We start from the raw sequence: 12015 nt of genomic DNA on the forward strand, positions 1-12015 counted from the left end.
CCGGGGACCGGGAGGAAGGGCTAATGTTCTATCAGATGTACTTCATCTGCCTGCTTGCGGGATTTGTCCTCTATGGAGTATGGTCCGTTACAGCAGGTAGATTCGTCAAAAAGACAAGAGGTCTAACTGCTATTCCTGTGTTATTATCCTCGGTTTGTATCACCGGTGTATTAATTTATGCTAACCGAAGGTATAAGAATCTGTATGATGGCGAGTTTGTGAATGACGCAGGGTCCAAGGTCTTGGCACTCTACGCCGACACTTCCCTGTACCTGGTATCCTTCCTTCTGCTGTTTGCTGTTCACATCAGTGTGCTTGGAATTGTTAAGCGGAACAAATTATCTATACTGGGGCTGTTGCTGAATCTGTCGCTGCTAGTGCTCATAACCCTGGTGCAATTTGTATAAAACAATGCTCTCCATTCTCGTGTAAATCATGGCATGTTACGATGAAGCTATGATGATCCGGAGTCAAGGAGTGTACAAAATGTATATGGAACAAGGAAACTTGGTCATACGGGATGCAACTATCGCCGATACAGAGCTGTTATGCAACTGGTGGAACGACGGAGAAGTCATGGCGCATGCCGGATTTCTTGAGGGCTTAGGAATCACTGAACAAGAGGTGTTAACCGGATTGCTGACCGGGACAGATTCTGAACGTAAAGGACGTCTGATTCTGGAAATCGATGGTGTTCCCGCTGGAGAAATGAGCTACAGTGCTGTTTCAGAACATGTGGCGGAGATGGGTATCAAAATCTGTGATTCTAGCCAACAAAACAGAGGGATAGGCACACGCTGTTTAGGAATGCTGATCCGCTATTTGTTTGAAGCACAGGGGTTTCACAAGATCATACTGGATACGAATCTTAAGAACACCAGAGCACAGCATGTGTATGAGAAACTAGGCTTCCGGAAAATAGCGGTGCGCAAGAATGCGTGGGCAGATCAGCACGGGGAATTACAGACTTTTATAGACTATGAGCTAACCTTAGCAGAATGGACTCAAAGTCCCTGACCGTGACTGGCCACAATGTGTTCAGCTTTTCGCATGAGCAAAATCATCCTAACGGATGAATAAGATTACCTTCGCGCGATCTGAATGTATGCTGTTTTTCACATACATTCAGGCCGTGTGCCTGCTTTTTAGCACAATGTATACTGTTTTCCACATACATTTGGTCCATATTCCACTGTAACCCTCAGCCTTCAGTCATATTCAGCATCTTAGTTACAGCAAAAAAAACGCCAACCGATGCATCCCTGCATTCGTTGACGTTTTACTAAACGAGACCTATGTCCGGCGCATATATGCACGCACGGTAATCGGAGCGAAGACCGCCACAATCACAGCGGCTCCGATCAGGGAGTAGACCAGATCACTGCCTACCGTTCCATGGTTGACCAGTTCACGGACAGCAGTGACCAGATGCGAGATCGGATTGTTATTCACGAACCACTGAAGCCATTTCGGCATCGTTTCAACCGGCACGAAGGCATTCGAGAGGAAGGTTAGCGGGAATAACACGATCATTGAAATCCCCTGTACACTGGAAGCCGTGCGGGCGATCACACCGAAAAAGGCAAAGATCCAGCTGATGGCCCAGGAGCAGCCGATGACCAGAACCGCCGCCAGGGCAACCCCGCCGATGCCGCCTTCCGGCCGCAAGCCCATGATGTAGCCCATTACGAAGGTGAGTACCGTAGCAATCGTGTAGCGTATAGTATCTGCTAACAGTGCTCCTGCGAGAGGGGCAATCCGGGCAATCGGCAGCGATTTGAAGCGGTCGAACACCCCTTTCTCCATGTCCTCCCGCAGCTGGACACCGGTGACGACAGAGGTCGTGATTACGGTCTGCACCAAGATTCCCGGAATGATTACCGGCAGATAACTTGCCACATCACCGGCAATCGCCCCGCCGAAGATATATGTGAACATCAAGGTGAATATAATCGGCTGAAACGTGACGTCAAACAATTGCTCCGGTGTACGCCGGATCTTGAGCAATCCTCTGTAGGCCATCGTTAAGGAATTACGTACCACTTGGCCGAAGCTGGTATGGTTTTTTAAATTACGGTCTACACCCGGCTTGATTAAAGTACTCATGCTAGTACCCCCTTCTTCTGTGCGCTATCCGTGACAAGCCCCGCATCTTCCTTGACGCCATGACCGGTTAAGGTCAAGAATACTTCATCCAGCGTTGGCTTCTGCACACTCATCTCAAGCAGCGGTATGTCTGCCTCGCGAAGGGCAATCAGCAGATCGGTTACCCGGTCCACGTTCCCCATCGGTGCGATAATTTTGGCTGCTTCTGCGGACAGGTTAGAGCGTACCTGAAGCACCTGCTCCACAATCTGCCGCGCCTTCAGCAACTGCTGCGGTTGGACCACCTTCAGGTGAAGCGAGGAGTTGCCAACCGAGCTCTTGAGTTCATCAACGGTTCCCTCTGCAACCACCTTACCGGTATCAATCACGGCAATCCGGTCCGCCAGTTGATCCGCTTCTTCAAGATATTGGGTCGTCAAGAGGACCGTTGATCCCGTATTCACCAGCCTGCGGATCGTCTCCCACATCTGATTGCGCGTCCGGGGATCAAGCCCTGTTGTCGGCTCATCCAGGAAGATAAGCGGCGGCTGCGCAATCAGACTGGCCGCCAGATCCAGCCGCCGGCGCATCCCTCCGGAGAAATTCTTCAGCGGGCGCTTCGCTGCTTCCGTCAAGCCGAATTCCTCCAGCAGGTCAGCGGCCTTGCTGCGCGACTCCGCACGTCCCAGACCATGCAGCCTGGAGAAGATCACCAGGTTCTCCGTTGCGCTAAGTGATTCATCCACCGATGCATATTGACCCGTCACTCCGATTAACTGACGCACGATCTGCGGTTCTTTTGCCACATCATGTCCGAAGATACGCGCCGAACCTGCGTCAGGCCGAAGGAGGGTAGCCAGCATGCGAATTACGGTTGTCTTCCCGGCGCCATTGGGACCCAGCACCCCATAGATCATTCCTGTGCCTACCTTGAGATCCACACCATCCACGGCCCGGTTGCTCCCGTAGATTTTGACCAATCCCTGCGCTTCAATGGCATAGCTGCCGCCCTGCCCTGCTGCTTGTGTCTGCTTCATGTTTTATTCCTCCTTGATTGCTTAATCTATAAGGATAGTAACCGGCATATGTAAACTGAATTTAAACCTCCTTCTACTCTATCCGGTTGCTGTTTCCACTATCCCATTAAAGCAAAAATCCGATCCCTTGGGATCGGACTTGCGGAGTACGCTTGCAGGCGTACCTCTATATGCAGTTCTCCTTAGTCATAGCCGCCGTCAGCCTCGGGCAATGCCTGGTACTCTTCTTTAACGGCTACGATCTCCGCGATGAAGGTCCGCAGCTCCAGCAGCTGCTCTGCATCTTCCGTAAGCTCACAGTTCTCGCCGGACCAGGACCAATTTCGCGTGAACCCGTTCACTGTGATCCTCCAGCTGTCTTCCTCATAAGGGACTACCGCGCAGCTCTGCTTAAGGGGCACAAGCTCCAGCTTCCCCATGATACGGATGTCTCTCATCCGCTCATAGATGCTGCGCATTTCATCTTCGGTCAGCGTAATATCCGCTGTGGCTGTTCCGTTCATGATCAGATCTTTTACCACGGTATTGTGATACGTATTGATCTCATTCTTAGTGACCTCCCCATACCCGTACCGGACGAGAAAATCGAAATCCGCAGGCATCTCTTCAGGCATCTCTCCCAATAGCTCCGGCTGCTCAGGGTTAGGTTGAGTATCCTTATTCGTGTTACAGCCAGCTAGGAGCAGTACGGCCAGCAGCAAGTAATATATGGGCCTCAAGTTGGTCACCTCCACCCTAATCCGACAGTGCCCGCATGATGTTGGATTTCGCCTCTGCCGCAATCGCTTCATTCCCGTCATCGACCGCTTGCATGAAGATCAGCATGGGGATGTATACCGCGATCAGCCGCGCCAGCAGCTTCGTGTCCTCGTCCGCACCTCCGTACGTTTCGAAAAACACGCCGCGGGCGTAAGGTGGTAAAAAGCTATACGCAACGCTCAAATCGCAAGCCGGATGGCCTACGCTCAGATCACCCCAATCAATGATGCCGGAGACGATCCCGTTCTCATTCACAAGCATATTTTTGAAATGAAGATCGCCATGCAGCAGTACATTTACCTCCTCCACACGGTCCTGTTGCAGCCTGCTGATATACGCTTCGATCATACCCGACTCCGCCGGCGATAAGTGTTCAACCAACTTCGATAGAAAACCTTCCATTTTCACTTTGCGCGATGCGATGTCCGTCAGGCTTCGATGATCTTGCTGAACTCCGCACTTCAGCGCCGTCTCCACCGGAAACTCATGCAATCTCCGCAGAAATTCCGCCAGCGTCTCTGCCGATAACGCCCGGCGTTCGTCCGTCAACCCAATTGGGAAATCTCCTGGCACGTGGGCATAGCCAAGAAATGGCGCCGGGTATTCGTCACTTGCTTCCCCATAAAACAACGGTTTCGGATAAGGGATGGTCAAATAAGCCTCCAGCTTCGGCAGCAGCTTCCCTTCCATACGAATCGCGCCAACGGCAAACGTCCTTCTTGGAAACCGGAACACGTACTCCTCACCGATGAGAAAAACCGTATTGTCCCAGCCCCACCCTAGTCGCTTCACTTGCTTTGAGGACAGCTGCGGGAATTGTCTGCCGATCAGCGTCCGCGCCTGCTCTTCGCTAACCTCCCACTCCGCATCCCATACATTCGTTCCTCCCATGAATTGTCTGCCTCCTTGTTCCTTAGGTAGTATAGTTGTAGGTGGCTAAATATTTCGCAATGACTTCTTTACTCTCATGCCACCACAGAATAGGAACTTCGCCTACCTTCACCAGCCCTAACTTAGCGGCCAGATGATTGGAGCCAGTATTGCCGGTATCGCAATCCCAATACGTTGTCAGCTGCCGCTGACGGCCAAGCGCTATGAATTCTTGACACAAGCTGAACGCCAACCCTTGATTCCGGTATTCCTTGTGCGTGATGATATCCGGTTCAATATAGCCGCCGCCTACATAAAAAGTGTTACAAGCGCTTACAAACCCGTTCTCGTTCAAATAACAATAACCAAAGGCCTTGTCCAGATACGTCTCAGCAGAAGTCCACAGTAACCGGTAACTATCGTCCATCTCCCGAATGTAGCGTTCAAACAATTGCTCATCGATTCTAGTTAAAACAAATTCTCCAGCGTCTTCCTGGATATCAGCAGGAGCTTTAGCGTTGCTGTTCATCTTATAATGTGTTCTACTGAGCTCTACTGTGTTGTCTTTCAACGGTTCTTTCAGCAGCGCAAGCCATTGATTCGAGGAGAAGTACAAATCATAGAAATTCGCGTGATTGGCCGGATTAGCTAAGAAATCAAGCAGGCTTCGATTGAACTGCTCATCATCTTCCTGCCCGAACAGATAATATTTTCCGCCTCGGCTTGTGACAAGCCCGGCAGTCGGCTGTTCTAGCTTATTCACATATATTTTGCCTGGCTGATTAAGATCTAGAACCCCATGAACAAATACAAAGATGAATTCTCCTTCTCTATGCGCTAGAAGATGCTTGATTCTACTATACTCACTAGATTGTAATTCAATCATTCTAATCCTTCCTCTCAGCTAATTACCTGTTATGTATATCTGCCCTCCTGCCCTTTTCCGGAAAAAAAGCCGGGGCCACAGTCACCTGTGTCCGCCAGCCCAGTATATCATGCTTACCGCCAGTTCTTCACCTCTACCCAAGCGGCGTCCGGCCCGCTCCGTTCAAACGCTGTACCCACAGCACCTTTAAAAGGCTCCAGCAGGCTCGGGTCCCGGTCAATTAGATCATATACATTCATGATGGCCGTATTCTTCGGGTCGCTCAGATAAGCGTTATCTTCTTCTCCGGTGAACAGCCGCCAGCCGCTGTCTTCTTCACGGGTAGCGGCCTCCCGGTACATCCAGCGCACACTGCTGCCTGGCGTCAAGCATTGCCTGGTGACCATAGCCGCCTTCTCACCGGCTTCAACCCAGGCGGGGTCCCCTTTTCGAAGGATCGTCTGCGCAATATGTCTTGGCTCGAATTCCACCGAATCTCCCACCCGCAACGACTGGATAACCCCGGGTACATTAGTCAAAAGGCCGGTGTACCGTCCGGTAACCGGATCTTGCCCGGTAATCTCCACCCACATCCGTTCAGCCCGCGGCTGCCCTTCGGCCGGGTTCGTCAGCATGAAATGCAGCCGCACCATTCTCCCCGTACCCTGTGACTCCCGCTCCTGTCTGGAGGGAACATAAAACGATTCCGGATGCAACCTGCTCGTCTCTTCCACATCTTCCAAAGTCCATTCCATGAAGTACGCCTCCTAGTCAGTTATGCTAGACAACCATTACCCGATTATTGGAGGCACTATTCATTCTGACAGGAAGACCCATCCGCTCCGGTTAGATACGTGCACCATTAAGGTCGCTTAACTTCCCGCACCGGAATCCATATTTCACTTTTAAAAGTTGGCGAGCCGGTATCCTTGCCTTCATTCCACAGAAGCTCCGGCCCCTCGACCTGCTCGTAATTGGAAGAAGGGAACCATTCGGAGTAGATCCGGCCCCAGATATTCTGAAGTGTGTCCGGGAATGGCCCCACTGCTTCAAATACAGCCCACGTAGACACAGGAACCTCAAGCTTGGCGTAGGATGGCGGAGCTTCCAGAGTGGTGGCAACACCAATATAATGATCCAGCTCCCCGCGTTCCTCCATCCGTCCTTCCGAGAAATTCACCGATGCGCTGATCATTCCCGCCGGAATGATATTCGACAGCCCCTTCAGCTCATCGATCATCTCCATATTCAAACTCTGCCACATGGCGGCGATCTCCGGGTTCACTCCACTGAACTGGATAGCTACACGTTTCTTGAGTCCAACGATCCGAAAAGCCTCTTTCTCCTCAATGCGGTAATTCATTTCACTGCCTCCTCTGATAGTTAACTGAAAAGTCATTCGAGGAAAGGCCTTCAGGGGTGTCCCTGCCGTTCTTGCTTCTGAAGGCGTTACGCCGTGAAGCTGCTGAAAGGCTTTTGTGAATGCATCCGGCGAAGTGTATCCATACTCCAGGGCAACATCAATAATCCGGTGCTGGCTCCCCTGCAGCTTGAAGGCAGCCAGTGTAAGACGTCTGCGGCGGATATATTCGGAGAGCGGGATACCGGCCAGGAAGGAGAACATCCGTGTAAAATGATACTCCGAGCATAACGCGTAGCCAGCAGCCACTTTTACATCGATCTCGTCATCCAGGTGCTCTTCAATGTAGAAGAGTGCAGCATTCATATCTTCCAGCAGGTTCATCGTGTACCTCCCTTTCCTCCCCCTCAGATTAACAGCTGTGCCGGGGCAGCATCCGACAGTTCCTGCACCATATTAACGGCCTCCTGATCCGAGAATTAAAATCCGGTTCATAGGCTTCTCCTTGTGCATTTTGACATCGTAGTGATCCATCAATCCAGGCCCAGATTGAAATCCTTCTCCATACGTCCGCTGACAGAGACTGCCCCTGGATCTTCCCCGCCGTGCCCCGGATCTACGACAACCTTATAGACCTTGCCCAGGTAGGGCTGGCTGCTGCTCTGCGGCTGATCCGATCTGGCAGCAGGTGCAGGGAGAGCAGCCCCCTCAGCCGGACCCGCACTGAGACTGGTATCGGCAATGTTCCCGCCTGATCCGCTGTCTGCCCCATTACTGCATGCTGCCAGTACCAGCAGGTTGAGCCATGCGGCAGCTATCAGGTACATTTTCCTCATTCGGGTAACTCCTTCCCGCTCACTTCAGAGGTGCTCTCCCGTCCGGCCTTATCCGGTGAATTCAGCAGCACCAGCCCCCCGATGATAATCAGCAGACTGATGCCGGTGAGCAGATTGAACGGATCATTCCAGATGAGGATGCCGATCAGCGCCGTCAGTGCTGTCCCCACGCCAGACCAGATGGCATAAGCCAGGCTCAGAGGGATGGTGCGAAGACTAATCGATAAGCAGTAAAAAGCCAGGCCCATTCCAAGCACTACTCCGATCGACGGCAGCACACTGCTGAATCCATCGGAGAGCTTAAGCATAGTCGTACCGAAGATTTCCGAAATAATAGCGATGCTTAGCGTGAAATAACCTCTCATTTCTACACCCCCGTTGACAGCTTCAGCAGAACCACACCGCCGATGATGAGGATTAAGCCTGCTATTTTCCGCACATTCAGACGCTCCTTATAGACCAGCACGCCAACCAATGCGGTTAACGCCGTTCCAACGCCGGACCAGATGGCATAAGCTGTCCCGAGAGGGATCTCCTTCAGCGCCAGCGACAGATTGAAGAACGCCAGGCCCATACCGGCGGCCACCGCAATGGAGGGAAGCAGCTTTTTGAACCCGTTCGATGCCTTCAGCATAGAGCTGCCGAAGACCTCGCTCACAATGGCTAACGCTAATAACACATAAGCATTCAATGGTTTGCCTCCTAATTCATGACCCTGATAAAAGTCCCCGGATATAGCCGCTTAACTCCCCTGCTGTCTGCTGATGGGCAGGCAGCCCCGGATGGGTCCGCGCTCCTGCTGTCTCGCTGGTCGTATTCGGCAGCTGGAACACCGACACGTTCTTGTCGCCCGTTGACCTCATGTATCCATCCACCGCACGGTAGATCGACGGCATCAGGGAGAGGCCGAGCATCCCATACACCCAGAGAAGATGCGCTCCGGGGTTATAGCTTCTCAGCTTCGCCAGGAACCTCGTGACTGCGGCCTCGAAGGCGGCCAGATCCTCCTCATGATAGCTTCCGTCTTCATTCAGCCGCTGCTTATAGATGCGCCCGGTGTCCTCCTCCAGCCACTCCGGGGAGTTGAACGCGCCGTCATCATTGGTGCCCAGGTTGACTACCACCACATCCGGCTGCCAGGCAGCAAAATCATTCATCTTATGAGCCCCAAGCGCTTCATTACGGGGACCGGTCAGCAGACCACAGACCTGCTCGTAGATGTCAGGGATATTGCCCTTCGGATTATTATCCCAGCTGGAGAGCACGCCCCATCCGCTCTGTGAGATCACCCGGAATTCGGCCTGCACGGCCTCAGCAGTTAGCGCTGTATAGTTATGAACGCCGCTGAACCAGGCGGGAATCCAGTCCTCTTCACTTTTGGCACCAATGACACCCTCACCTGATGTGATACTGTCACCGATGAACTCCAGCCGGTACGGCTTCGCTTCAACAGGCAGGAAGCTGCCGTCTGTGCGGACCGCATGGAACTGGAGATAGGCGCCTGGGTCGCCGCTCATCGCCTGAACCTCTTTTACAATCCGGATATTCTTCACCCGCTCAGGGTTCATTCCTCTGAATATGCAGACCCATTGCCTTCCGGCATTCACCATCTGTCTGCTGACGGGAACGGAGTTGATCAATATACTGATCCAGGACTCGTGATGATCGTAACCAGACTCCACTTCAAGCCACAGCTCGGAGGCCCGGAGGTTCACCTCTATCGCACTGCCCGTCCAGAATAACGTCAGCGGGTTAAGCTCCCCGGTCGTTCTGCCGTGAATCTTCAGATGCTCTATCTCTGTCAAAGGTTGTACCTGTAACTGCAAATGAGAATTGCTGCTCATTCTAATCCCTCCTGTTTGCTGGCAATCGAGAAGCTGCGGACCTTCATCCACTTCCCGCCTACCCATTCGTCAACGGTGCCCTTCCGCGTTCTGACACAAAATTTATGCGAGGTGCCGCGGTCAAAGCCCGTTGCTTCATATAACAGGTCCTCGCCCTGCTGTCCCTTGAAGTACACCTGCTTCAGGCCGAGTCTGTTCAATAGCTCCTGCTTCACACTGTCTGTATATTGGCGCGAGAATTCTTTTGTCATCATTGTTCCTCCTGCTTCGTTTATCAACGGTTCAACTTCCCGGATGCTTCTTAGAGAATAACGTATATGCGGCGAACTTTCACCTTTATTTTTCACTAAACTGCCCTTAAATACCGGTTGATTTTGAACTCGGCCCTGTAATAGAATTAATGGATTATATAGAAAAGGATGCGCATACGCAATGCCTTATAAGGAATCACGTTCGCTTCGAAAAAGGTCGATTCTGTTCTTCTCGCTGATCATGCTCGTGAAGAGTTATTTCGCCTGGTATTACTTATTCGAGGACGGCCCGACCTGGACCACCTGGCTGAAGGAAATCCCGTTCGTGCTGCTGCTGTTCTGCCTCATCGAATGGTTCGCCACGAAGCACAAGGTCGCCATCTATCTGCTCGTCAATCTGCTCATTACCATACTGTTCTTCTCTCTCATCGTCTATCATAATCATTTTGGAATGATTGCTACGTCCCAAGTTTTCGGTCAGGTCAAGCAGGTAGGCGCCGTCAAAAAAAGTATATTCGCCGTCGTGCATCCGCAATATATGCTTATCTTCGTAGATATCATTATCATCAGCCTGATCATGCTCAGACGCAAAAAAGCGCTCGCCTGGAAGCATTCCATGTCCCGCCCCAGCAACCGCAAGGCGGTGGCTATCCTGTTCTGCATCTCGCTTATGCTGTGTATGATGAATATCTTTCCCAACAAAGCCAGTATGAATGAGAACGTCAAGGCAGAGCAAATGGGCATTCTCAATTATGAAGCCTACGCCCTGCTGCGTGAACCCGCTGAAGAGCCTATGGACCCTGCGCAGATCTCCCAGGCCGGCATCGATATGACGAAGGGCATCCAGCAGAAGGCTGATCCAGTCCTGTTCGGGGCTGCCAAAGGCAAGAATCTGATCATCCTGCAGATGGAGTCGCTCCAGAATTTCCTGATCAACCTGTCGGTGGACGGAACCGAAATCACGCCTAACCTGAATAAGCTTGCCGGCGAGAGCTACTATTTCCCCCGGTTCTTTCAGCAGGTAGGCCAGGGCAATACTTCAGATGCCGAATTCATCGTCAACACTTCCTTTTATGTGCCGCCGGACGGTCCGGCCACAGATAAGTATGCTCCGAAGGAGCTCCCGAGTCTGCCGAAGCTGCTGGAGGCACAAGGCTACGATACCGCGACTTTCCATACCAATAATGTGGAATTCTGGAACCGCGGGGAGCTGTACAAGGCACTGGGCTTCAATCAATATTACGACAAAACCTACTTCGGCGAAGAGGATGCAGTCTTCTATGGCTCCTCGGATGAAGTCCTGTACAGCAAGACCTCTGCCGAGCTTGCGCGGATGGATCAGCGTGAACAGCCCTTCTATGCCCATGTCATCTCGATGTCGTCGCATAATCCGTTCTCGATCCCGGAGAGCAAATACAAGATGACCTTGCCGGAACGTTACGAGGGAACGCTGGTCGGCGACTATATCCGGGCTGAGAACTATGCGGATTATGCGCTGGGTCAGTTCATAGAAGAGCTTAAAAGCAGCGGTGTGTGGGATAACAGCGTGGTGGTCCTTTACGGCGATCACCGGGGGCTCCCGATCTTCTCACTGAAGGATGGGGATAAAGTCCTGCTGCAGGAAATTCTGGAGCATGATTATAATGAGCGTGATCTGATTAATGTTCCGCTCATCATCTCAGCTACTGGTGTTACGACCCCGGCACTGAAGGAGCAATTAGGCGGCCAGGTAGACATTCTGCCGACCGTTGCAAATCTGCTCGGGGTCCCGCTGGACTATCATATACACTTCGGACAGGATTTGCTTAACCAGACAGCATACAACCTGCTGCCGCAGCGCTATTATCTCCCTACGGGCTCCTTCGTTAATAATGAAGAGCTGTTTCTGTCAGGCAGCGGGTTCGAGGACGGCCAGCATTACACCCTGTCCGGTAACGGAACAGATCTGACTCAATCGACGGAGGATGAATTCACCCGGGCGCTGGAGCTGCTCCGCATGTCCGACAGCTATGTGACGCAATTGACTGACCGCCCGGTGGAAGATGAGCCTGTGAGCGAGTAACGGCAAGAAGCCCGGTTTGGGGGATCTCCCTTAACCGGGCTTCTTT

General features: G+C 52.1%; 15 protein-coding genes. 3 read left to right on the forward strand and 12 right to left on the reverse strand.

Going from position 1 to position 12015, the window contains the following annotated elements:
- Window positions 1-23: 23 nt before the first annotated feature.
- Both NSS83_RS06650 and NSS83_RS06655 read left to right on the forward strand, forming a co-directional pair.
- A complete protein-coding gene (locus tag NSS83_RS06650) occupies window positions 24-407 on the forward strand; it encodes a hypothetical protein (RefSeq protein ID WP_341347922.1) in 384 nt (127 codons plus the stop codon).
- A gap of 79 nt (window positions 408-486) precedes the next feature.
- The gene (locus NSS83_RS06655) at window positions 487-1017 is read left to right on the forward strand and encodes a GNAT family protein (RefSeq protein WP_341347923.1); all 531 of its coding nucleotides are present in this window, start codon (window positions 487-489) and stop codon (window positions 1015-1017) included.
- 276 nt (window positions 1018-1293) lie between these two features.
- On the opposite strand, the gene NSS83_RS06660 is transcribed toward NSS83_RS06655, so the two are convergent.
- The 12 genes from NSS83_RS06660 to NSS83_RS06715 all read right to left on the reverse strand — a co-directional run bounded on the left by NSS83_RS06660 (window position 1294) and on the right by NSS83_RS06715 (window position 9910).
- Window positions 1294-2106 carry an ABC transporter permease gene (locus NSS83_RS06660; protein WP_036700910.1) on the reverse strand — a complete coding sequence of 271 codons (813 nt, stop codon included), beginning with the start codon at window positions 2104-2106 and terminating at the stop codon, window positions 1294-1296.
- Window positions 2103-3122 (reverse strand): ATP-binding cassette domain-containing protein, encoded by a 1020-nt coding sequence (locus NSS83_RS06665; RefSeq protein ID WP_341347924.1) that lies wholly within the window; start codon window positions 3120-3122, stop codon window positions 2103-2105. Before NSS83_RS06665 ends, NSS83_RS06660 begins: the two co-directional genes overlap by 4 nt.
- A 182-nt stretch (window positions 3123-3304) precedes the next feature.
- Window positions 3305-3841, reverse strand: coding sequence for a hypothetical protein (locus NSS83_RS06670; protein ID WP_341347925.1), 537 nt, complete (start codon window positions 3839-3841; stop codon window positions 3305-3307).
- A 16-nt stretch (window positions 3842-3857) separates the two neighbouring features.
- Complete coding sequence (locus NSS83_RS06675; RefSeq protein WP_341347926.1) at window positions 3858-4772, reverse strand: phosphotransferase; 915 nt, start codon at window positions 4770-4772, stop codon at window positions 3858-3860.
- 22 nt (window positions 4773-4794) lie between these two features.
- Window positions 4795-5637 (reverse strand): GNAT family N-acetyltransferase, encoded by an 843-nt coding sequence (locus NSS83_RS06680; protein WP_341347927.1) that lies wholly within the window; start codon window positions 5635-5637, stop codon window positions 4795-4797.
- A gap of 113 nt (window positions 5638-5750) precedes the next feature.
- Window positions 5751-6371: a DUF2185 domain-containing protein gene (locus tag NSS83_RS06685; RefSeq protein WP_341347928.1), complete on the reverse strand. Its 621-nt coding sequence runs from the start codon at window positions 6369-6371 to the stop codon at window positions 5751-5753.
- 107 nt (window positions 6372-6478) lie between these two features.
- The gene (locus tag NSS83_RS06690) at window positions 6479-7360 is read right to left on the reverse strand and encodes an AraC family transcriptional regulator (RefSeq protein WP_341347929.1); all 882 of its coding nucleotides are present in this window, start codon (window positions 7358-7360) and stop codon (window positions 6479-6481) included.
- A gap of 149 nt (window positions 7361-7509) precedes the next feature.
- The gene (locus NSS83_RS06695) at window positions 7510-7812 is read right to left on the reverse strand and encodes an N-acetylmuramoyl-L-alanine amidase (RefSeq protein ID WP_341347930.1); all 303 of its coding nucleotides are present in this window, start codon (window positions 7810-7812) and stop codon (window positions 7510-7512) included.
- Window positions 7809-8177: a multidrug efflux SMR transporter gene (locus NSS83_RS06700; RefSeq protein WP_341185114.1), complete on the reverse strand. Its 369-nt coding sequence runs from the start codon at window positions 8175-8177 to the stop codon at window positions 7809-7811. Before NSS83_RS06700 ends, NSS83_RS06695 begins: the two co-directional genes overlap by 4 nt.
- A 2-nt stretch (window positions 8178-8179) precedes the next feature.
- Entirely contained in the window at window positions 8180-8503 is a 324-nt protein-coding gene (locus tag NSS83_RS06705) for a multidrug efflux SMR transporter (protein WP_341185113.1), read from the reverse strand.
- A 16-nt stretch (window positions 8504-8519) separates the two neighbouring features.
- The gene (locus NSS83_RS06710; RefSeq protein ID WP_341185112.1) at window positions 8520-9656 is read right to left on the reverse strand and encodes an SGNH/GDSL hydrolase family protein; all 1137 of its coding nucleotides are present in this window, start codon (window positions 9654-9656) and stop codon (window positions 8520-8522) included.
- On the reverse strand, window positions 9653-9910 hold the full coding sequence (locus NSS83_RS06715; RefSeq protein ID WP_341347931.1) for a hypothetical protein: 258 nt from the start codon (window positions 9908-9910) through the stop codon (window positions 9653-9655). Before NSS83_RS06715 ends, NSS83_RS06710 begins: the two co-directional genes overlap by 4 nt.
- A 178-nt stretch (window positions 9911-10088) precedes the next feature.
- Here NSS83_RS06715 and NSS83_RS06720 point away from each other — a divergent pair, with 178 nt between their 5' ends.
- Entirely contained in the window at window positions 10089-11969 is a 1881-nt protein-coding gene (locus NSS83_RS06720) for an LTA synthase family protein (RefSeq protein ID WP_341347932.1), read from the forward strand.
- Window positions 11970-12015: the final 46 nt, after the last annotated feature.

The organism is Paenibacillus sp. FSL H3-0469 (assembly GCF_038051945.1).
GTDB lineage: Bacteria > Bacillota > Bacilli > Paenibacillales > Paenibacillaceae > Paenibacillus_AQ.

Excerpts from the sequence above, each read along its gene's own strand:
- NSS83_RS06715 (WP_341347931.1), bottom strand. The coding sequence starts at position 9,910 with ATGATGACAAAAGAATTCTCGCGCCAATATACAGACAGTGTGAAGCAG.
- NSS83_RS06660 (WP_036700910.1), bottom strand. The coding sequence starts at position 2,106 with ATGAGTACTTTAATCAAGCCGGGTGTAGACCGTAATTTAAAAAACCAT.
- NSS83_RS06695 (WP_341347930.1), bottom strand. The coding sequence starts at position 7,812 with ATGAGGAAAATGTACCTGATAGCTGCCGCATGGCTCAACCTGCTGGTA.
- NSS83_RS06690 (WP_341347929.1), bottom strand. The coding sequence starts at position 7,360 with ATGAACCTGCTGGAAGATATGAATGCTGCACTCTTCTACATTGAAGAG.
- NSS83_RS06680 (WP_341347927.1), bottom strand. The coding sequence starts at position 5,637 with ATGATTGAATTACAATCTAGTGAGTATAGTAGAATCAAGCATCTTCTA.
- NSS83_RS06710 (WP_341185112.1), bottom strand. The coding sequence starts at position 9,656 with ATGAGCAGCAATTCTCATTTGCAGTTACAGGTACAACCTTTGACAGAG.
- NSS83_RS06650 (WP_341347922.1), top strand. The coding sequence starts at position 24 with ATGTTCTATCAGATGTACTTCATCTGCCTGCTTGCGGGATTTGTCCTC.
- NSS83_RS06685 (WP_341347928.1), bottom strand. The coding sequence starts at position 6,371 with ATGGAATGGACTTTGGAAGATGTGGAAGAGACGAGCAGGTTGCATCCG.
- NSS83_RS06655 (WP_341347923.1), top strand. The coding sequence starts at position 487 with ATGTATATGGAACAAGGAAACTTGGTCATACGGGATGCAACTATCGCC.
- NSS83_RS06700 (WP_341185114.1), bottom strand. The coding sequence starts at position 8,177 with ATGAGAGGTTATTTCACGCTAAGCATCGCTATTATTTCGGAAATCTTC.
- NSS83_RS06675 (WP_341347926.1), bottom strand. The coding sequence starts at position 4,772 with ATGGGAGGAACGAATGTATGGGATGCGGAGTGGGAGGTTAGCGAAGAG.
- NSS83_RS06665 (WP_341347924.1), bottom strand. The coding sequence starts at position 3,122 with ATGAAGCAGACACAAGCAGCAGGGCAGGGCGGCAGCTATGCCATTGAA.
- NSS83_RS06720 (WP_341347932.1), top strand. The coding sequence starts at position 10,089 with ATGCCTTATAAGGAATCACGTTCGCTTCGAAAAAGGTCGATTCTGTTC.